This window comes from Amycolatopsis sp. cmx-11-12, from assembly GCF_046269425.1.
Classification (GTDB): Bacteria; Actinomycetota; Actinomycetes; order Mycobacteriales; family Pseudonocardiaceae; genus Amycolatopsis.
Genome location: NZ_JADNQM010000023.1, coordinates 116,567 through 136,009 on the forward strand (window position 1 = coordinate 116,567; position 19,443 = coordinate 136,009).

Consider the following 19,443-nt stretch of genomic DNA (forward strand, 5'->3'; position numbering starts at 1 on the left):
GACATCCCCTGACATCGATGTCAGGCGTCGCGGTGTCTCTGTTTCCGCTCACTGGTCTTGAGGGGGAAAGCGGCGGGATCGTGCGCCTGAACCGATAACGAAAGGATCACAGATGCGCGCCGAAGAGGCTCCCGCGAACCACGTCGGTTCGCGGGAGCCTCGTTCGGTACCGCCGGGGACTAGTGTCCTGAGTCCGAAGTTCGTGTCGTAAGTGCGCGGGCTAGCACGGTGACCCCGTTCGCCGAACTCGCGTGCTCGGAGACGTGGCTCGCGTGCTTGAAGGCGGATCTCGCGTGTGCGGTCTCCAAGCACCCGAGATACGGCTCTGAGCACGCGAGTGCCGGGTTTGATCCAGATTCCCGCTGGACGCACGAACCTCCGGCGCGGAGCACTAGCTGTTGGCGGGCATCCCCTTCTCGTCGGCTTCCGGCGTGGCGGTGCCTTCAAGCAGTTCACGCACGATCTCGTTCGCCTTGCGCACCTGGGGCGTGATCATCTTGATCTTGATCTTCCCGTCGTGCCCGAGGTTGCCGCCGACCTCGACCGTCTTGTCCTCGCCCGGCAGGGGCAGGCCCTGGCAGCCGGTGAACTTCTTCTTCGGCGTCAGACCGGTCTGGAAGTAGGCGACGATCGGGTCGTCGACGCAGTCGGTGTTGTACGGGAAGATCCCGTGGCTGCCTTCGTTGTCGACGCTGATCATCTTCGCGCCAGGCAGGCCGTTCGCGGTGGCGAGCGCGCCCTCGTACGGCGTGGCCGCGTCGAGTTCGGTCTGCGCGATCAGCAGCTTCGGGAACGTCTTCTGGTCCGGCGCCGGCTTGGCGTTGGTGGTCGGCCAGAACGCGCACAGCGGCGCGCCCGACAGTGCCATGATCGGCGCGATGAACGGCGCGTTCACGGTCAGGTCGGCCTGCCAGAAGTTCCAGTAGTGCAGGTTCTGGTTCCACTGGCCGTCCTGGCAGCGGATCGCCTCGAACGCGGCGTCCCAGGTCTCGACTTCGGCTCCGCCCTGGTAGGAAGCCTTGCGCTCGACCGAGTCCTTCTTCGCGATGGCCTCCAGCGCGTTGCCCTTCGCCTTGTTCAGGAACGCCTTGTTCGCGTCGGTCAGGCCCGGCGTGGTCAGCGCCTCGGCGACGACCTGCTCCAGCTTCTCCGCGTCGGTCCCGGCGGTGGCGGGCTTCTTGGCCAGCGCGGCCACCATGGAAGCGGCCGACGGGTACTGCGTGGTGTCGTACATCGCCGGGATGATGAACCAGGCGGCGTAGAGCATGCCCGCGAACTCCCGGGTGCCGCCCGCCTTCTCCCAGTTGCGGCGGATCTCGAGCGGGTCGGTGCCCGCCTTGTACTTGGCGTCGTTGCGCGCCATGTAGGGCAGCAGCGCCTCCTGGAACTGGCGGTCACGGCTGCGCGGCTGAAGGTCCCAGGTCTTCTCCAGCGTCGAGCGGCTCGCGTCGGTCGAGGAGTCCAGCAGGAACCGGTGCGCCTTGCTCGGGAACGTCGTGGCGTACCAGGTGCCGAGCCACGTGCCGTACGAGTAGCCGATGTAGCTGGTCTTCTTCTCGCCGAGCAGCACCCGGATGAAGTCCATGTCGTACGCGGTCTGCTCGGTGGTGATGAACTTCGTCAGCGGGTTCTTCAGGCAGCCATCGACCTTCGCCCGGCTGATCACGTTCTGATCCGTGCTGTCCGGGACGGTGTAGCTGCAAGTCAGTGGGGTGCTCTGGCCGACACCGCGGGGATCGAAGCCGACGAAGTCGTACTGCGAGGCCAGCACGGGACTGCGCATCGCCATCGCGGCGCCCCACGGCAGGCCTTCGCCGCCGGGTCCGCCCGGGTTGACCAGCGCGATGCCCTGCCTGCCGGTGCCGGGGTAAGCGGTCGCGGTCTTGGAGACGCGGACGCCGATGGTGTTGCCGTCCTGCGGGTCGTGCCAGTCGCGCGGCACCTGGACGGTGGCGCAGGCGAGACCCTTGACCTTCTTCAGTTCGGCTTCCGTCGCCGGCGCGACCGACGGGAACGAACACTCACCCCAGGCCACCGCCTGCTTGGTCAGCGCGCCGGCGAGCGCCGCGGTGTCCGGGTCGGCTTTGGCGGCGGGTGCCGCACCCGCGGCGGGAGCCAGCACCAGGCCCGAGGCCAGGAAGGCGCCGGCGATCACCGCCACCGTGCCTCTCCGCGTCTTTCTCGTACTACTGATCACCATGATCCCTTTCGACAGGAGCCCCCGACGTCCGTACGAGAAGTAAAGACAGGTGATCAGCTTTCCTACACGGCCGCGGGATGGCGGATACCCGACATGGCGGGATCTCGACACCGTCGGCGCGATCCGCGTAACGACTCCGGGCGGTTCGCGACCTGTGGTTGTGTCCGCGACCGATCTCAGCACCCTGTCCCTCCCCGACTGGGCCGTGCCCACGGTCCCGCGCCGGGAAGCCGTCGCTGGGCAAGCGATCCGGATCCGGCGGGAATGGTGGCAGCGCTCGATCACGTCCAGGGGGCTGCCCGGTGCGCCGCCGTCGGCCTCGACGCTGACCCGCGCCGACGTCTGGGAGCAGGACGGGGACGTGTTCGCCCTCCTGTGGCGGACGCTGGCCTGGGGATCCGGCAGTCACCTGCGGCAGAACACCGCGCGGCTCAACAGCATCGAGCGCGATCTGCCGCGCGCCACGGATCTCCTGACCCGGGCCGCGGACGAATCCCGGCGCGATCCGGCCCGTGCGTACGCGGTCCTGCGGCCGGACCGGCACAACCTGATTCCCGGGCTCGGGCCCGCCTTCTTCACGAAGTTCCTGTATTTCGCCGGTGGCGGAGCACCGGACCATCCCTGCCTGATCCTCGACCGGGTGGTCGCCTCCGCTCTGCGCGAATTCGGGTGGGAGTCCTTGCATCGCGCCGGTCCATGGCCCGTGGGCACCTACGAGCGCTACTGCGGTCTGCTCGCGCGCTGGGCGAGTGAGCACGGGTGCGCCCCCGATGAACTGGAGGTCGCGATCTTCTCCGGGAGGGTCTCCCAGCCAGGATCAACTCGGATGTAGACCAGGTCCGGGATCGGGGTCCTCCGACCACGCGATCGGAGTCGGGCTGAGCGACGCGTCGTCCTCCCCTTCCTCCAGGAGGGTCGCCGCGGCGCCGACCACTTTCAAATCCGGCTCTCCGACGGTGTCCTCGTCCTTGTCGGCGTAGTCCACCCGCGCGAGCACACTGCGCATCGCCTCGACGCGGGCACGTTTCTTGTCGTTGCTCTTGACCACCGTCCACGGCGCGATCTCCGTGTCGGTGGAACGGAACATCGCGACCTTCGCCTCGGTGTAGACGTCCCAGCGGTCGAGTGACTTGACGTCGTTGGAGCTGAGCTTCCATTGGCGCACCGGATCGACCTGCCGGATGAGGAACCGGGTCCGCTGCTCGGATTTCGACACGGAGAACCACAGCTTCACCAGGATGATCCCGTCGTCGACGAGCATCCGCTCGAACGTCGGGGCCTGCCGCATGAACCGCTCGTACTGCTCGTCGGTGCAGTACTCCATCACCCGTTCGACGCCGGCGCGGTTGTACCAGGAGCGATCGAACAGCACGATCTCTCCTTCGGTGGGCAGATGGTTCACGTAGCGCTGGAAGTACCACTGACCCTGCTCGCGTTCGGTGGGTTTGCTCAGCGCCACCACCCTCGCGCCGCGCGGGTTGAGATGTTCGGTGAACCGTTTGATGGTGCCACCCTTGCCCGCCGCGTCCCGGCCTTCGAACAGGATGACCATGCGGCCGCCGGTGTCCTTGATCCAGTACTGCAATTTCAGCAGTTCGATCTGCAGCGACCTCTTCACCACCTCGTACTCGTCGCGGGTCATCCGCGAGGAGTACGGATAGTTCTCCCGCCAGGTGTCGATCGGGGAACCATCCGGGCGGCGCAAGACCGGGTCGTCGGCGTCGTCGTAGTCGACGACGAGACGGTGGTCCCGCAGTTCCGGGAAGTGCGCGGCGAGTTCAGGCGATGGGTCGGGCACACGTCGCTGATACCCGTGGCGGATGGCCCGCAAACGCGGTGATCAACTCGTGGCACGAACCGGAGTCGATCAAGCACGAAGGCCTTCGGCGAACCGGCGCAGGCGTGACACCCGCGTCCCGCTCAGCCCGCGCGCAGGTGATCGCGCAGCGCCCGCGCCACGCGGGCCATCAGTACCTCGGCCTCCGGCTGGATCGCCGCGGGCACCCGGGATTCGGTCAGCGCGGCGATCGCGAAGACACCTCCGTCGGCGTGTTCGACCACCCCGACCTCGTGCCGCAGGTTCAGCAGGGTGCCCGTCTTGGACGACCATGTCGTGGCATCGGAGACGAAGTCGGGACTCAGCCGTTGGCGCAACAGGTTGAGCCCCATGAGTTCGCGCACCCTCGCCGCCACTCCTTCGTCCACTTTGGACGGTTTCCACAGCGCTTCGAGCAGGCCCACGAACGCGCGGGCCGAGCCGGAACTCGCGCGGGTGATGTCGAGCTGGGGAACGGGATGTCCTTGCCCCGCGGTGCCCGCACTGATCGCGAGGGCGTGCGCGAGGTGGACGTCCGTGGGGTCGAAGCGTTCCGCGGGCGTGTCGCTGAGATCCGCCGCCGGATGCCGCGCGGAGATCCCGGCGACGCCCCAGTCGCGCGTCATCCTGGTGACTTCGGCGGGCGGCGTCAGGGAGAAAAGCGTGTCGGCCGCGGTTTCGTCGCTGATGGCCATGGTGAGGTAGAGCAGGTCGTCGATCGCGACCCTCGCTGGATGCCGGAACCGGGTCAGCCCGGTCGGTCCGGGCGCGGTGGCCCGGCCAGGCTGGACGTCGATCGGTGTCGAACCGTCCAGTTCGCCCAGCCGGATCCGCTCCAGGGTCGCCGCGGCGAGCGGGATCTTCACCAACGAGGCGCTCGGGAACACCAGCTCGGGATCGATGCCGATCTCGTACCCGGTCCGCAGGTCACGCACCAGGAACGAGCCCCGCAGGCCGCCGTCGTCGAGTTCCGCGCGCAACCGCGGGAGCAGCGTTTCCGTGGTCATGTCGTCTCCTCCGCGCCGAGACACCGGGCGATGTCGGACCACAATCGTGCACGGAGCCGCTGCGCGTCATCTCCGAGCCCCGCCGTGATCTCGAAGCCGCGAGCGAGCCGGATCTCGCCGATGGGCAGCCAGTCCAGTCCGAGTTCGGCGGCCTGGGCCGTCGAACACACCAGCAGCTCGGCCGAACCGAACACGGCCGCCGCGGCCGCGGTGAGCGAATCGGCGACGGCGACCTGGGCTGGCCGCAGTCCCACCGAGTCACGCACACGGAACAGGCGGTCGCGGATATGCGGGACGTCGTCCTCTGGCTGGATCCAGACCCGGCGCGGCGGGCGGCCGGATCGGCCGACACGCAGCGTTTCCAGGTGGAAGGAACTCGCTCGCGGCCTGGTCCCACCGGCGACCCCCAAGGGGACCTTCCACGCGCCCTCTTCCGCAGGGACGGCCGTGAGAGCGGCCCGGACCTCTTGAGTGCGCACGAGTTCCGCCCGCTCCCGGGGAGCGGCCCGGCGGAATTCGAGGAAGACGTCCAGCGTTCGTGCCGCCGCGTCGAGTTCGGCGAGTTCGCGGGTGGTGCAGGTTTCCGGCACCGCGAGCCGCATCGGCCGCAGTTTGGCGCGCTGCGCGTCGTGTTCCATCGTGTCGGCCAGGGTCACCAGGCGTTTCGCCGACGGCAGCATGTCCTGGCCGAACGGCGTCAGCAGGGCGCGACGGGTGGTGCGGTCGAACAGCCGCTCGCCGAAATGCCGTTCGAGCGCGGCGATGCGACGGCTCGCCACGGGTTGGGGAATCCGCGCGATGGCGGCTCCCGCGGTGAAGGAGCCGGCCTCGCTCACGCTCACGAACGCCCGGCAGCTGCCGATCAGGTCCACGACCACATACTATGCATGAATCGCATGGAATCGGTCATTCATCTCTTGGACAGCATGAGCGGCGCTGGACAGACTGCGGACATCGAACGATCTTGAAAGGAAGTCACCCGTGTCCGTCATCTCCCGCCGGTGGGCAGGCCGAGCCGCACTCCTCGCGCTCTCGGTCGTGTCACTCGCCGCGTGTTCCACGCCCGCCCCGGCGCAGCCGCCTGCCGCCGCCCCCGTCACCACCCCGGTCGCGACGGCCGACTTCGAGCAGCTCGAACGCACCTTCGGCGCCCGGCTCGGGCTGTACGCGGTGGACACCGCGACCGGCCGCGAGGTCGCCTTCCGCGCCGACGAGAGGTTCGCCTACGCCTCGACGCACAAGGCGTTCAGCGCCGGCGGCGTCCTGCAACGGACCCCGATCGCGGACCTGGACCGGACGGTGACCTACCGCAAACAGGATCTGGTTTCCAACTCGCCGGTCACGGAAAAGCACGTCGACACCGGCATGCCGCTCCGCGATGTCATCGACGCCACCCTTCGCTACAGCGACAACACCGGCGGCAACCTGCTCTTCCGTGAACTCGGCGGCCCGGCGGGCCTCGGCGCGGTGCTGCGCGGGATCGGTGACACCACCAGCCACGTCGACCGGATCGAACCCGAGCTGAACGACACCACTCCCGGTGACATCCGGGACACCAGCACGCCCCGCGCCCTCGCCGTGAGCCTGCGCGCCTTCGCCCTCGGCAACGCCCTCCCCGAGGACAAGCGCAAGATCCTCGTGGACATCATGCGCGCCAACACCACCGGCGACACGAACATCCGCGCCGGAGTCCCGGGCTGGCCGGTCGCCGACAAGACGGGGACCGCGAGCTACGGGACGCGCAACGACATCGGCGTCATCTGGCCGCCGGACCGGGCGCCGATCGTCCTCTCGGTGCTGACCGACCGGGCGACCAAGGACGCCGAGATCGACAACAAGCTGCTCGCGCAGGCCACGGCGGCCGCGGTCAAGGTCCTTTCCTGACCGGACCGGCCGGGGTGGACAGGCTCCTGTCCACCCCGGCCGGTTTCACCGGATCAGCGCCGGCAGGGGTTGCCGGCCGGGTGCGCGGCGGTGCCGTGCACGTCGGCCTGGGATTCCGCGAGCACGATCTTCGCGAGCGCGGTGTCCAGCGCGACGGCCTGCTGCTTGACGACGCCGTTCGCCACGGTCTGGCCGTTGAGCTTCAGCGAGCCGATGACCAGCGGGATGGTCAGTGGCGCCGAGCCCACCGTGATCGCCTGACCGTTGATCTTCAACGAGGCGACGTTCGAACTACCCGCCAGAACCGGGGCGAGTCCGCCCGGCGCGGGCTGACAGGTCGCGGTGGCCTGCGACTGGATCACGCCGAGCTCGATGTTCAGCCCGAGCGTGCTGATCACCGTCTTGTCGATCTTCGCCGCCGCCAGCGCGCGGTCGCCCGCGGCCGGGGCCACCGACTGGTTGTCCGGCGTGAGATCGGTCGACGCGGTCAGCACCTGGGCGTCGACCTTGATCAGGCCGGCGTTGAGCGTCGCGGCGGCGACGGTGCGGGAGTCGTCGGCACACGGCAGGTTCGCCGGGTTGGCCTGCGCCGCGATCACGCCGAGAACGTTCGCCGCGGTGCCCGTGCAGGAGAAGACGCCGTCACGGTCGTCGTCGAGGATCGTGCCGACACCGGTCGGATCGACGAGGCCCGCGCCCGACGGGGCCGAGAGGTTCACCGTGAACGTCTCGTTCGGCTCGTCGACGGTGTCCGGGACGACCTGGACGGTCACCGGTTTGGCCGTCTCGCCGGGAGCGAACGTGACCGTGCCACTCGCCGCCAGGTAATCGGCGGCCGCGGTCGCGGTGCCATTGGCGGTGGCGTACTGGACCGTCACCGGATTCGGGCTCGGGCCACCGAGCAGCGACACCGTGAAGGTCGCCGGTACCGCAGCACCACCCGAACCTTCGTTGACCGTCACGTCGTTGATGCTCAAGCCGAGCACGCGCACGGTCGTGGTCTCGATGTATCCGCGCGAAACACCGTCGACCTGATAGTCGACCACGCAGTGGTAGGTGCCGGGAGCGGCACTCGCCGACGCCGTGATCGTCTCGGTGAACGTGGCGACGTCGCCGCTGGCCACCTTGACGCTGCCGGGGGCGTTGGTGACCGTGAGCTGCGGATCGCAGCTGGTCACCACCGGGGTCACCGTGACCTCGATGGACTTGATGCCGTCCAGGATGGCCTGGGAGACCTGGCCGGCGGGCACGTTGTTCAGCAGCACACCGCCCGTCGCCGAGGTGATGGCGCTGGCCTGCCCGGTGGCGTCGAGACCTCCGACGTTGACCGCGACCACGCGGATCTTCGCCGCTTGCAGCGCCGCGATGGTCTGCGCCAGGTTGTGCCCGCCGCTCGGATCGTGCGACGGCGCGTCGCCGAACCACGCGATGATGCGGGTGCCGTCCGGCCGGAAGGTGACCGCGCCGGAGGCCAGCTGGTACAGGGCGTTCAGGTTCGCTTCCGGCGTGTCCCCGCCGCCCGAAGCCGCCCACTGGTTGATCCCGGTCTGGACCGCGGTGGTGTCGCCGGTGATGCCCTGGTTGACCTTGAACGGCACCGAATCGGTGAAGTCCTTGTACTCGGCGACGCCGAACTGCGCGGTCGGCTGCGCGGCGAGCACGTCACCGGTGATGGCGCTGGCGTTCGCCTTCACGTTGCCGATCGGCCCGCCCATGCTCCCCGTGGTGTCCGCGAGCAGGACGAGATCGGGATTCGGCGGTACGGCCGAGGTCGTCACGTTCTTGGTCACGATCGTGCTCTGCCCCGCGTCGAGGGTGAGGTCGAGCGTGGCCGGGTCGACCCCCGGTGGGGCCGCGGCGGCGACCGCGGTGGACGCCAACAGCGCCGTGACAGCGGTCAAAACGACGAGCAGTGGTCTTCGCGACATGGACTTCCCTTTCGAGACCCGGCGGCGGCCGGAATTCCTGTGGGTTGCCTGAGAAAGACGGAATACCCGCCCTTTCGTTAGCGCCTGACCCGAACGTCACCCGGAGTGCCCCACGTCAAGAAGCTCAATGGGTTGTTACCGCGAATCCGGGCTACGCGGACCATATCCGCGTTGCGCCATCCAGCTGAACGACCTTCGACGCCTCCCACTCTTCAGAGTGAGAGGCGTCGAAGGTTTCCGCGTTTTCCGTGAACACCTCGCCAGGCGAAACTCGACTTCGATCGACTTTCACCGGCGAATGTTCACCGAATGTCGTAACCCGACCCGTCCGCCGATACCGCGACGAGACATCTGGTTCGGTCAGTAAATGCAGCGGACATCCACGTCATCGAGCCGGACGTACTTCGCCGGGCCACCGTTGTTGCCGTAGATCGGCTGCACATAGATATTGGCCAGCCCGGCCAGTTTCGCAGGGAACACAGTGATGGGTTGATAGCCCGCCCCACCGTCGATCCACTTCACGGTGTGGGATACTTTCTCCCAGTTCGCCGGGTTCCAGACCTCGAGGCCCACGTTCGCCCCACCGTTGACCGGGTCCGCGTAGATGGTGACGGAGCAATTCGATCGGTTCGACGGGAAACTGTTGAGCGATTTGGCGATCCGCATCGCCGACCAGCCGTGGTCGGCGAAGAGCCAGCCGTTGTTGTTACTGCCACCGCGTGCCACCCCCATGCCGATGTCGAACCACGAATGTCCGTCCCCTCCCTGGATTCCACGCTCCCAGTTGCCGAACGGGTTCGATTCGTAGCCGTCGCCCCAGAACACGCCTCCGGCGTGCGCCGTTCCCGTGACACCCAGAAGCGCCAGCGGAAGCGCCGACATGACGGCGAATATTTTCTTGAACACGAGAGTTCCCCCTCTTCGTGTGAAATGAGCCCCGTCAGAGCACCAGAATCCGGAATGTGATCGCAAGGTACCTTCGGGCAGACAATCGGCCGACGGACGACACGGGAAACTAGGCCAGGTCGGCGGGCCTCGTCCGCAGTTTGGCGGCGATCCGGGCCAGCGCCCGCCGGTCGTCTTCGGTCAGCGGGTCGATTACGAGCTCCCGCACCGAACGGACGTGCGTGGGCGCCGCGGCGACGACCACGTCGTAGCCGGCGTCGGTGAGCGCGGCGAGGGTGTACCGGCCGTCGGCGGGATCCGGTGAGCGCTTCACCCACCCGCGTTGCTCGAAGCGTTTGACCACATTGGACAGACGAGAGAGCGAACCGTTGGCGAGGTAGGCCAGTTCACTCATCCGCAGCCGCCGCTCCGGCGCCTCCGAAATATGACTGAGGGTCAGATACTCGAACAACGTCAGACCGGCCTCGTGCTGTAGCGGCGACTCGAGCCGCCCCGGCAGCAGCAGGACCAGGGAGACCAGACCGGTCCAGGCTTCTTTCTCGGACGAGGTCAGCCACAGCGCGTCGTCCGGGTCCGGGGTAGCGGGAGTGGCCATGTCGGAACCTTACCCACCGCGCCGTCACTTCACACGTGAAGCAAACTCGTGCTAGCCTTGACTTCAAGCATGAAGTCAACGAGAGGATCCATCATGACCGAGCCGCAGTTCTTCGCCACTCCCGGATACGGCGACCAGCAGCTGGCCGAGATGCGTTACAGCCAGGCGGTTCGCGTCGGCGACCGCGTCGAGACCTCCGGACAGGGCGGCTGGGGCGACGACTGGAACTTCCCCGAGTCCCTGGAAGACGAAATCGTCCAGGCCTTCGAGAACGTCGAACGCACCCTCGCCACCGCGGGCGCCACCTGGCGCGACGTCATCGCCGTGAACTCCTACCACGTCCCGGACTCCCCCGAGACCATCGGCGAGGCCCACAACCGCGTGATGGTCGCGCAGTTCCGCGAGCGCATGGGCGACCGCGCGCCCATCTGGACCGAGATCGGCGTCCCGGCCCTCGGCGCGCCCGGGATGCGGGTGGAGATCCGGGTGACCGCGATCATCGGGCAGGAGGAACCCGCGCGAGGCCGGTGATCCTCGAACTCCCCGACGGAATGTGTGTGAGTGCCGCCCTCCTTGGGTATTCCCCTGGTGCGCCCATGCTCTTGGCCCAGCTGGGAAACCCGCTAAGGAGACACGCATGGGTTTTACCGGAACACGTCACGCCTACGAATTCCCCACCGGCAGCGCCCCATCGCTGCGAGAAGTCCGGGCGTGGCTCCGCGATCGGCTCGGTGAAGTCGGCCGGGTCACCATGGCCGACACCGAGCTGCTCACCACCGAACTGGTCACCAACGCGCACGAACACGCCGACGGCGTCACCGAACTGAGAGTGTCCGTCCCCTCCGGCCGTGCCGTGGTCCGCGTCGAAGTCGACGACCGCCGCCCGCAGCTGAGACCCCACCGTGTGGTCAACCGGGATCCGATGAGCCCGCACGGGCGGGGGCTGGCGCTGGTCGAGGCGATCAGTACCGAATGGGGTGTGAACACCGGCGCCGGGATCAAAACGGTGTGGGCGGAGATCCCGGTGCTCTGACACGATCGCCGTGTGGTCTCCCAGCCGGGAACTCCTCGCGGACTCCGTGGCGGTACTGGAAAGCTGGGGCCTGATCGCCGAAGTCGGCAAGCACGCGCTCGACCAGCGGGGATATCTGGCCGGCCGCGACGAGGACCGTCTGTCCGATCTCAACGACGCCTTCCGTGATCCCGGGGTCCGCGCGGTGATCGCCACCACCGGCGGCGCGGGCGCGTACCGCATCGCCGACGGGATCGACTTCGACGCGGTCCGGGACGATCCCAAGCCCCTGGTCGGCTTCAGCGACATCACCTCCCTGCACCTCGCGCTCTGGCGGCACTGCGGCCTGGCGGGCTCGTCGGTGGTCACCTCGGCACCATCGCCCACGCCGTCGGCGCCGGGCTCCCTTCCCTCGCGGGCACCGTCTTGTTCATCGAGGCCGAGCGCTCCATCGGTCTCGGGCAGATCGACCGGCAGCTGACCCAGCTGATCCGGTCCGGCTCGCTGCGAGGCGTACGCGGTGTCGCGCTCGGCCGGTTCCCCGGTTTCGAGGACTACGCCGATCGCGGCTGGACCCTCGTCGACGTCCTCACGGATCGGCTGGGTTCGCTGGGTGTCCCGGTGCTCGGCGGCCTCGACGTCGGACACGGCGTGGACCCGCTTTCCGTGCCGCTGGGACCGTTCGCCATCCTGGACACGGAAGCGGGCACGCTCACCGTGGCACCGGCGGTGCGTTGACGAGAAACGGATCCACGGTCCCATCGAGCCACGCACGAAGGACTCGGTTGAACAGTTCGGCGTCCTCCACGTTCCAGATGTGGTGCATCCCCGGCACGAGCCGCGACCGCGCCTGGGGCACGGCCCGCGCGATTTCCGGCAGGGATCGCCGCACCGCCGCGGAATCCTTCTCCCCCGCGACCGCGAGCAGCGGGCCTGGGTAGCGACGGACCTCCTGGGGCACCCCGCCCGCGCACACCTCGGCGGCCATCGCGGACGCGGTTTCGCGGCGCACCGAAAGACCGTGCTCGACATACCGGGCGCGTGCATCTCCGGGGAGCCCGAAGACAGCGGCTTGGGCGCGCCAGAACCAGCGGGTTCGCGAGAACGCCGACTGCACCCTGCAGTACAAGCGCATCCCGGCACCGGCGCGCGTAAGCGGCGCGCTGGTCAGGAACGCCGAACTCACCCGGTCCGGGTGCCGTGCCAGCACGCGCAACGCGGTGAGTGCTCCGAGGGAAAGCCCGACGAGATCGAAAGGACCGTCGACCCCGTGACGGGTCACTCGCGCGACGACGTCGTCTGCCACCGCGTCCAGTCCCGGCCAGTCCTCGCGGACCCGCTCACCGAAGCCCGGCAGATCCGGCGTGAGCACCGTCCGGTCGCCGAACGCGGGCAGCTGCGGCATCCACATCCAGTTCGCGACATCGCCGCCGTGCAGCAGCACCACCGGCCGCTCCGCCGTTGCCGTCCCGGCGGGGTGCACCTCGGGGAACGCGCTCACGCGAACTCCTTTTCGACTGCTTCGAGCCAGGCCAGTTCGACGCGCAGGTGCGCGATGCCGTTGTCCAATGTGGACAGCCGCAACCGGGCCGCGCGGTCAGCCGCCGCAGACTCGGACCGCGTCCGTTCGAACTGCTCCAGCCGAGCCTGAGTCGCTTCGCGACGTCCCGCCAGCAGCGAGCGGAAACCGTCATCGTCGAGGTCCGCGCCGAAGAACACCCGCGCGAGAAAAGGATCTCGTTCGACGTGCCGCTCGGGCTCACTCGCCAGCCACCCGGCGAGAGCCGTCCGCCCCGCGGCGGTGATGCGGTGTTCCTGCCGGTCCGGCGCTCCGGAGCCGGCCACCTTCTCGACGTCAGCGAGCCCGTCGGTGACGAGCTGGGCGAGAGTGCGGTAGATCTGCGCTTTGTCCGCCGCCCAGAAGTGCCCGACGGTCGACTCGAAATGGCGTTTGAGGTCATAGCCGGTCATGGGCACGATGGCGAGCAGCCCCAGGATGAGGCGGGAAAGAACCATGCCTCTAGTAGACAACTCCACTAGAGGACTTGTCAACTAGCCAGAGCGTCAGGCGGACAGAGACTTACTTCGACTCGACCCGCCCGAGTGGATCGGACTCGACGGCAAGCGCGTCAGCCGCCTCCTGCCAGGCAGGATCTCCCGGGTACAGCTCGCTGCGGAGATAGGCCGCCGTGAGCCGCTGCACCGCGGCGCCTCGGCGACGTCGTAGCCGGAGATCCCGCCGAGCCCGTGCTCCGCGTCGAACAGGGTGAGCAAGGTCTTCCGTCCCAAGGAAAGGAAGTACGGGTCGGTGTGCCATTCCGGACCGCGAACCGTCAGATGCGTCGAAGCGTCCTTGTCACCGGCGTCGCCGCCGCGGCCGGGCGCGGCGAGCAGCACTCCGGCGGAGATCCGGGGTTCGGTGAGGTTCACTTCCGTTCCGGTGCGGGGATCGATGTGTACCGCGCGCCCAGGCCCAGTACCGCGGCCTCGATCTCGTCGAGCCGGTCGAGGATGCCGATCATGTCCTCGGCCCGGGATCGCTGGTACAGCGGCGAACTAAGCGGGACAATGTTCCACAATCACACGGAGCACTGTTCCGCTTTGTCAAACGCCCCTCACCTGGGTCAGGCGTCGGGACGCAGGTATTTCCGCGCCCACTCCTCGAACCCGGTGAGCGGAAGACCCAGTTCCGTCGCGTACTCCGGACGTCCCGGCTGGCCGACGACGTTCAGCCACTCGTGCGAGGCGCCCATCGGTGGCATCCCGGCGGCCGACGCCTGCTCCACCGTCATCTCCGGCGCGGGTAGTCGCACGCCCAGAGCATCGGACAGGACCGCGGCGATCTCCCTCATCGAAAGGAAATCACTCGCCAGTTCGAGCTCGACGCCGTCGAACCGCTCCGGCGCGGCGATGGCGGCCGCGGCCGCGGTACCGATGTCGTCCACCGCCGCCAGCGACAGACGCGTCTCCGGCTTGAGGACGCTCACCAGGCCGCCCTCGACGCCTCGCGGGAACAGGAACTTCATGGCGGGCAGGAAGTTCTCCATGAAGAAGCCCGGCTTGAGCAGTGTCCACTGTGGAAAACCCGCCGCCCGGACGCGATCCTGGATCGCGGCCTTGGCGCCCAGGGTGGGCTCCATCGAAGCCCAGCGCCCCTCGGCCCAGCCGGGAGCCTCGACGTGCTGCCCCGCACCGGACACGGACGTGTGCACGAACTGCGGCACACCCGCGGCCTTCGCGGCCTCGACGAGGTTGACGCCCTGGGTCACTTCCCCGGCGAAGTCGAAGCCTTCCGCGCTCACGCCGGGCATCTGCACGGAGAACACGGCACGGGCCCCCTTGGCGGCCCGGACCACGGAATCGAAGTCGTGCAGGTCCCCGACGACGAGTTCGGCGCCGAGCGCTTCGACAGCCTTGGCCCTGGCCGGGTCCCGCACCAGCGCGCGGACGGGGACGCCCGCCGCGAGCAGGGCGCGGGCGGTCGCGCCACCCTGCCTGCCGGTGGCACCGGTGACCAGAACGGGTTCTGAGGACATGATCGCTCCTTCGTGAACGTAAGTGGCGGGGCCCGCCGTTTATCGTCCGCTACGATATGGCGGACCCCGCCACTTACGCAACCATCGAGGTGAAGGCATGTCCGACGGACGGCGCGCCGACGCACGGCGCAATTACGCGCGCATCCTCGCGGTCGCCGAGGAGGAGGTCGCGACACATGGCGCGAACGCGTCCCTGGAGCAGATCGCCCGCACCGCCAACGTCGGCTCGGCGACCGTCCGCCGCCACTTCCCCACCCGCCGCGCCCTGCTGGAGGCGGTGTCCGCGCACCGGATCGAGGCACTGTGCGCCCGCGCGGCCGAGCTGACCGGCGAGGGCAACAGCGGGACCGCGCTCATGGACTGGCTCGAAGACGTCGTCGCCTACTGCGTTTCCGCCCGAGGCCTGGCGGCGGCCCTCGCCTATGACGGCCCGGTACACGAGAATTCCTGCTCTGCGGCCTTGGAGAAGGCCGGTGACCCCCTCCTGCTGAGGGCAGCGCGGGACGGCGTGGTGGCACCGGAGGTCACCGTCGGGGACCTGATCACGCTGATCGTCGGCATCGTCCTGGCCACGGAGCACCATCCGGACCCGGCCGCGCGGGCGGACCGGCTGTTCCGGCTCGCCGTGGCGGGCTGGCGCCCGCGGAACTGAACGGGGCCGGAGTGGTCGCCCACCCCGGCCCCGGACCGCGTTCGGGGTTACCGCGGACCGCGGCGGCCGGACGAGACCACCGCCGGTACCGGTCCGCCATTGATCACGAACTGCGAACCCGGCTCGCGGACGACGTCACCGTCCGCCGAGTTCGTGATCGTCACGTTCGTCAGTGTCGCGCTGCCGCGGGCGCCGCTCATCGCGAGGATACCGGCCCCCTTGTTCGACTTGTCGATCTTGACGTTCGTCATGGCTGCGGTCACGACGCCGCCGCCGGTCTTGAACTGGACACCGTCGTAGGTCGAGTCGTGGATTTCGGTGTCCCGCAGCGTGACGCCGGGAATGTCCTTGCCCTGCGCGAAGAACGTGATCGCACCGAATTCCTGCTGCTCGCCCCAGAACACGCCGCCGCAGCGGTACAGGGCGTTGTTCGCGATGAGCGTCTGCCCGGAGAACGGCAGCGGATCGTGATCCGTCGCCAGCATGATGCCCGGGTAGTTCATCGTGTCGTGGACGATGTTGTTCTCGATCTTGTTTCCGTAACCGCCGTAGATCGCGATGCCGTTGGCACGCCACGGAAGCTGGATCGTGTTGTTGGCGAACACGTTGTCGTGCGCGATGTCCTGTGACGTGTCCTTCACGTACTGGTTCGCCCACACCGCCAGCGAATCGTCACCGGTAGTGCGGAACGACGAGTTGAACACCTTCGAGTTCCGGGTGCCGTTGGTGAAGTTGATGCCGTCGGCGTAGGTGTTCCGGATACGCATGCCGCTGAACTCCAGGCCGTCGGCAGGGCCCCAGAGCGCGGGAAGGTTGGTGTAGTCCCGGCCGACCCACGCCCCGACGTTCGCGTGCTCGATCCACACGTTCGCAATCTTCGTGCCGGTGCCGAACCGGCCGTTGAGACCGACGCCACCCTCGGCATTTCCGTCCCCGCCGCGGATCCGGCCGGAACCGAAGATGGCGATGTCGGAGATCTGGGTGTTCTTGTCGATGTCGAAGCCGAAGTTGCCCTCGTGCGGATGGTTGATGCCGCCCGCGTTCTGCGGCTCGATCAGCGAGTACAGCTGCGAATGCCACATCCCGGCGCCGCGGATCGTCACGTTGGAGATGCCGATCTGGTTGTACTGACCGCCGCCGTTGGGCACGTTCGGGTCGTCGGTCAGGATCTTCTTCTCCTGCCGCCACTGCCCCGCCGGAATCCACACGCAGCCGATCACGCCGTTCTGGTCGTCGGTGACCGCGCGCTGGATCGCCGCCGAATCGTCGTTCCCGTCGTTCGGCACCGCGCCGTATTCGGCGATCGACACGCAGCCCGAAGGCTTCTCCGACGCCGGGGCGACCTGCTCCAGATCGACGAGGTCAACGATGTAGAACGCCGCGTTGTCGCCGCTGTCGCGCTGCAACTTGAACTTCGTACCCGGCGGATACGACCGGGACAGCAGCGCGTGGGACTCGTCGAACAGCCGCCGCGCGTTGGCCTGCGGTGTGTTCGTCAGCCCCTCGGGGTCATCGGTGCTGCCGTAGAGCCAGCTGTGCTTCGACGACAGTGTCAGCTTCTGTGCGAACGTGCCGTTGACGTACAGGCTGATCGTCGCGTCCTGCCCGCCGCCACCCGGGGCGTCGGGGATGGAATTGCGCACGACGATCGAGTTCGCCTGGTTCGCCGACGTGAACTCGACGTACTGCCCCTGGTTCGCCAGCCGCACGGATTTGCGGCCGGAGGACTCGGTCGCGAAGTTCGTGTGCCCGAACGTCCGCAGCGGATCGGTCTCCAGCAGTTGTCCTTGGTACTGCGCGGATTCCGCCTCGTACTCGACGTACGGCACCGCCGCGCCGCGGCCGACCACGATCGCCCGCGAGAGCCCGTTGTTGGACTCGTTGGTCTCCGTGACGACGCCGGTCGCGTCGGCCGTCGCGGTCAGGGTCGCGCCGCCGTTGGCCGCGGTCCACGTCCCCGAGATCGCGACGTTCGCCGTGGCACCGGCCGCGATCGCGCCGGTGGCGCCGGTCAGCGTGGTACCTCCGACAACCAGCCGGGTCACCGAGGCGCCCGCGCCGCTCGTACCGCGGTTGTGCACCGCCACGGTGAACGAGACCGTCGAACCGACCGCCGGGTTGGGCGGGTTCGACGTGATGGCGGTGACCTCGAGGTCGGGGCCCGGCGACTGCGCGATCACCAGCGGCGTCGGGGAGGTGAAGGTGTTGTTGGTGTCGTTCTGCTCGGCCACCGTATTGGCCGGATCGACGGTGGCGGCCACGGTGTAGGTGCCCTGCGGCCGCGTTCCCGCGTTCACGGTCACCGTGGTGGACGCGCCGGCGGCGAGTGCTCCGACAGCCGCGTCACCGACGACGGTGCCGCGGAGGCTGACGGTCGCGGTCGTCGCGCCCGCGTTCGCGGTGCCGGCGTTCTTCACCGTCGCCGACACGGCGAGCTGGCTGGTCTCCGTCGGGTTCGACGGCGTCCAGGTCGTACCGGTGACGACGAGGTCCGGGTTCGGGGCCGGGGTGCCGACCACCTGGAACTCCGCGACCTGACCGCCAGGGGCGCCGGAGTTGGCGAAGAACTGCAACCGCACATCCGACGCGCGGCCGCTGACCGGAATGGTCACCGTGTTCTGGTTCGTGGCCGGGTCGAAGCGTCGATCCACCCGCGCCGACAGGGTGGTGAACGCGGTCGCGCCCTGCGCCCGGCCGAGGATCTCGAAGTTCTGCGTCCGCGCGCCCCAGATCGCGGCCGGGTCGAGCTTCACCACGACCGAGTCGACGTCCGCGTCGGCTCCGAGCTTCACCGTCAGGGAGTTCGGGTAGCCCGCCGCGGATTCCCAGTACGTGGCGGTGTTGTTGTCGTTGGCGTTGGTGGCGACGAACGAGTGGACCGCCGAAGTGGCCTCGATCGGTTTGCCCGCCGCCAGGTTCGCGCCCGCGCTGGTCCCGGACCGCACGACATGGTTGCTGTCGCCGGATTCGTTGCCTGCCGCGTCCTTGGCCCGGACGAAGTACTCGACCCGCGTGCCCACGGGCCGGGCCTCGGTGAACGTGGTGCCGGTGATCGTCCCGACCGGCGTCCCGTCACGGTAGACGGTGTAGCCGTCGACGCCGACGTTGTCGGTCGAGGCCGACCAGGTCAGGCGAATCTGGCCGGACGCGGGCTCGGTCAGCGCGAGATTCGCGGGCGCGCTCGGCGCCTGGGTGTCGCCGGTGTCCGGCCCGTACAGCTCGAACTCCGAAAGCTGCGCCGCGGGCCATCTCGTGTTCGCGGTGACCAGCAGCCGCACGTAACGGGCCGACGCGCTCAGCGGGATCGTCACCGTGTTGGCGCCGGGGGCGAACGCGTGACCGGCCGGTGCGCCGAGGTCGGTGAACGTCGTACCGTCGGCGCTTCCGCGCACGGTCAGCGTCTGGGTGCGCGCCTCCCAACCCGAGGGCAGTTTCAGCACGATCCGCGAGAGGGATTTGGCCGCCCCGAGGTCGGCCTGTATCCACTGCGGGAACGCGTTGTTGGCGGATTCCCAGTAGCTGTCCTGGTTTCCGTCGACGGCTTTCGCGACGGGATAGCCGGGCAGTGCGCTGCTCGCCGACACCGCGCGGGTCAACGGCACCTCCGCGAGCGAGGCAGGCCCGGGTGGGACGACGGGGTCCGGGGGCGGAGCACCCGCGGCTGAAGCGAGGGAGAGTCCCGCGACGGAAAGCCCCGTGACCAGGAAACCGGTGATGAGCCGGGACAGGCGCATACGTGTCATGGCGTCTTCTCTTCTTTGAGACAGCGGGGAGGGAGCCAGAGCCGTACGAGCATGCAACAAACCGGGGACAGAATGCAAGAAGTCGACATCATTCAGAAATTTTGCGACTGACTGCGTCGCGGTGCTCGTCTCGGCCATACTGTGGTCAATCGCCGGACGACACT

19 protein-coding genes are annotated in these 19,443 nt (G+C 68.4%); 7 read left to right on the forward strand and 12 right to left on the reverse strand.

Translation table 11 applies throughout. The features are described 5' to 3' along the window. Window positions 1-391 precede the first annotated feature (391 nt). Window positions 392-2,161, reverse strand: a complete 1,770-nt coding sequence (locus ACLARN_RS28060; protein ID WP_409494462.1) for an alpha/beta hydrolase — start codon at window positions 2,159-2,161, stop codon at window positions 392-394. A 199-nt stretch (window positions 2,162-2,360) separates the two neighbouring features. Here ACLARN_RS28060 and ACLARN_RS28065 point away from each other — a divergent pair, with 199 nt between their 5' ends. Continuing rightward, window positions 2,361-3,032 (forward strand): hypothetical protein, encoded by a 672-nt coding sequence (locus ACLARN_RS28065; RefSeq protein ID WP_409494463.1) that lies wholly within the window; start codon window positions 2,361-2,363, stop codon window positions 3,030-3,032. On the opposite strand, the gene ppk2 is transcribed toward ACLARN_RS28065, so the two are convergent. From ppk2 to ACLARN_RS28080, 3 genes are all read right to left on the reverse strand, one after another. Next, a complete protein-coding gene (gene ppk2, locus ACLARN_RS28070) occupies window positions 3,018-4,031 on the reverse strand; it encodes a polyphosphate kinase 2 (protein ID WP_409494464.1) in 1,014 nt (337 codons plus the stop codon). The genes ACLARN_RS28065 and ppk2 overlap by 15 nt on opposite strands. Before the next feature lie 89 nt (window positions 4,032-4,120). Further along, window positions 4,121-5,023 carry a serine hydrolase gene (locus ACLARN_RS28075; RefSeq protein ID WP_409494465.1) on the reverse strand — a complete coding sequence of 301 codons (903 nt, stop codon included), beginning with the start codon at window positions 5,021-5,023 and terminating at the stop codon, window positions 4,121-4,123. Further along, window positions 5,020-5,901, reverse strand: coding sequence for a LysR family transcriptional regulator (locus ACLARN_RS28080; protein WP_409494466.1), 882 nt, complete (start codon window positions 5,899-5,901; stop codon window positions 5,020-5,022). Before ACLARN_RS28080 ends, ACLARN_RS28075 begins: the two co-directional genes overlap by 4 nt. Window positions 5,902-6,004: 103 nt before the next feature. Here ACLARN_RS28080 and bla point away from each other — a divergent pair, with 103 nt between their 5' ends. Next, the gene (gene bla / locus ACLARN_RS28085; protein ID WP_409494467.1) at window positions 6,005-6,907 is read left to right on the forward strand and encodes a class A beta-lactamase; all 903 of its coding nucleotides are present in this window, start codon (window positions 6,005-6,007) and stop codon (window positions 6,905-6,907) included. 53 nt (window positions 6,908-6,960) lie between these two features. Here bla and ACLARN_RS28090 read toward each other — a convergent pair whose 3' ends face one another. The 3 genes from ACLARN_RS28090 to ACLARN_RS28100 form a co-directional block, all read right to left on the reverse strand. Beyond that, entirely contained in the window at window positions 6,961-8,835 is a 1,875-nt protein-coding gene (locus ACLARN_RS28090) for a Calx-beta domain-containing protein (RefSeq protein WP_409494468.1), read from the reverse strand. Between the two features lie 360 nt (window positions 8,836-9,195). After that, window positions 9,196-9,717 carry a hypothetical protein gene (locus tag ACLARN_RS28095; RefSeq protein ID WP_409494469.1) on the reverse strand — a complete coding sequence of 174 codons (522 nt, stop codon included), beginning with the start codon at window positions 9,715-9,717 and terminating at the stop codon, window positions 9,196-9,198. 133 nt (window positions 9,718-9,850) lie between these two features. Continuing rightward, a complete protein-coding gene (locus ACLARN_RS28100) occupies window positions 9,851-10,336 on the reverse strand; it encodes a MarR family winged helix-turn-helix transcriptional regulator (RefSeq protein WP_409494470.1) in 486 nt (161 codons plus the stop codon). A 93-nt stretch (window positions 10,337-10,429) separates the two neighbouring features. Here ACLARN_RS28100 and ACLARN_RS28105 point away from each other — a divergent pair, with 93 nt between their 5' ends. The 4 genes from ACLARN_RS28105 to ACLARN_RS28120 all read left to right on the forward strand — a co-directional run bounded on the left by ACLARN_RS28105 (window position 10,430) and on the right by ACLARN_RS28120 (window position 12,086). Next, a complete protein-coding gene (locus tag ACLARN_RS28105; protein ID WP_409494471.1) occupies window positions 10,430-10,867 on the forward strand; it encodes a Rid family hydrolase in 438 nt (145 codons plus the stop codon). Between the two features lie 106 nt (window positions 10,868-10,973). Beyond that, the gene (locus ACLARN_RS28110; RefSeq protein WP_409494472.1) at window positions 10,974-11,369 is read left to right on the forward strand and encodes an ATP-binding protein; all 396 of its coding nucleotides are present in this window, start codon (window positions 10,974-10,976) and stop codon (window positions 11,367-11,369) included. A 10-nt stretch (window positions 11,370-11,379) separates the two neighbouring features. Beyond that, window positions 11,380-11,829, forward strand: coding sequence for an LD-carboxypeptidase (locus ACLARN_RS28115; RefSeq protein ID WP_409494473.1), 450 nt, complete (start codon window positions 11,380-11,382; stop codon window positions 11,827-11,829). Then, entirely contained in the window at window positions 11,727-12,086 is a 360-nt protein-coding gene (locus ACLARN_RS28120; RefSeq protein WP_409494495.1) for a hypothetical protein, read from the forward strand. The genes ACLARN_RS28115 and ACLARN_RS28120 overlap by 103 nt, the downstream gene beginning before the upstream one ends. Here ACLARN_RS28120 and ACLARN_RS28125 read toward each other — a convergent pair. The 4 genes from ACLARN_RS28125 to ACLARN_RS28140 form a co-directional block, all read right to left on the reverse strand. Continuing rightward, complete coding sequence (locus ACLARN_RS28125; RefSeq protein WP_409494474.1) at window positions 12,061-12,849, reverse strand: alpha/beta fold hydrolase; 789 nt, start codon at window positions 12,847-12,849, stop codon at window positions 12,061-12,063. The genes ACLARN_RS28120 and ACLARN_RS28125 overlap by 26 nt on opposite strands. Continuing rightward, window positions 12,846-13,364: a PadR family transcriptional regulator gene (locus ACLARN_RS28130; RefSeq protein ID WP_409494475.1), complete on the reverse strand. Its 519-nt coding sequence runs from the start codon at window positions 13,362-13,364 to the stop codon at window positions 12,846-12,848. Before ACLARN_RS28130 ends, ACLARN_RS28125 begins: the two co-directional genes overlap by 4 nt. A gap of 48 nt (window positions 13,365-13,412) precedes the next feature. Then, complete coding sequence (locus tag ACLARN_RS28135; protein WP_409494476.1) at window positions 13,413-13,778, reverse strand: hypothetical protein; 366 nt, start codon at window positions 13,776-13,778, stop codon at window positions 13,413-13,415. Between the two features lie 194 nt (window positions 13,779-13,972). Beyond that, window positions 13,973-14,884 carry an NmrA family NAD(P)-binding protein gene (locus tag ACLARN_RS28140; RefSeq protein ID WP_409494477.1) on the reverse strand — a complete coding sequence of 304 codons (912 nt, stop codon included), beginning with the start codon at window positions 14,882-14,884 and terminating at the stop codon, window positions 13,973-13,975. Window positions 14,885-14,981: 97 nt separating this feature from the next. Between ACLARN_RS28140 and ACLARN_RS28145 the strand changes: the two genes are divergently transcribed. Beyond that, entirely contained in the window at window positions 14,982-15,536 is a 555-nt protein-coding gene (locus ACLARN_RS28145; protein WP_409494478.1) for a TetR/AcrR family transcriptional regulator, read from the forward strand. Between the two features lie 47 nt (window positions 15,537-15,583). On the opposite strand, the gene ACLARN_RS28150 is transcribed toward ACLARN_RS28145, so the two are convergent. Beyond that, a complete protein-coding gene (locus ACLARN_RS28150) occupies window positions 15,584-19,279 on the reverse strand; it encodes a CARDB domain-containing protein (protein WP_409494479.1) in 3,696 nt (1,231 codons plus the stop codon). Window positions 19,280-19,443: the final 164 nt, after the last annotated feature.

Excerpts from the sequence above, each read along its gene's own strand:
- ACLARN_RS28100 (WP_409494470.1), bottom strand. The coding sequence starts at position 10,336 with ATGGCCACTCCCGCTACCCCGGACCCGGACGACGCGCTGTGGCTGACC.
- ACLARN_RS28140 (WP_409494477.1), bottom strand. The coding sequence starts at position 14,884 with ATGTCCTCAGAACCCGTTCTGGTCACCGGTGCCACCGGCAGGCAGGGT.
- ACLARN_RS28145 (WP_409494478.1), top strand. The coding sequence starts at position 14,982 with ATGTCCGACGGACGGCGCGCCGACGCACGGCGCAATTACGCGCGCATC.
- ACLARN_RS28090 (WP_409494468.1), bottom strand. The coding sequence starts at position 8,835 with ATGTCGCGAAGACCACTGCTCGTCGTTTTGACCGCTGTCACGGCGCTG.
- ACLARN_RS28110 (WP_409494472.1), top strand. The coding sequence starts at position 10,974 with ATGGGTTTTACCGGAACACGTCACGCCTACGAATTCCCCACCGGCAGC.
- ACLARN_RS28075 (WP_409494465.1), bottom strand. The coding sequence starts at position 5,023 with ATGACCACGGAAACGCTGCTCCCGCGGTTGCGCGCGGAACTCGACGAC.
- ACLARN_RS28130 (WP_409494475.1), bottom strand. The coding sequence starts at position 13,364 with ATGGTTCTTTCCCGCCTCATCCTGGGGCTGCTCGCCATCGTGCCCATG.
- ACLARN_RS28105 (WP_409494471.1), top strand. The coding sequence starts at position 10,430 with ATGACCGAGCCGCAGTTCTTCGCCACTCCCGGATACGGCGACCAGCAG.
- ACLARN_RS28095 (WP_409494469.1), bottom strand. The coding sequence starts at position 9,717 with ATGTCGGCGCTTCCGCTGGCGCTTCTGGGTGTCACGGGAACGGCGCAC.
- ACLARN_RS28150 (WP_409494479.1), bottom strand. The coding sequence starts at position 19,279 with ATGACACGTATGCGCCTGTCCCGGCTCATCACCGGTTTCCTGGTCACG.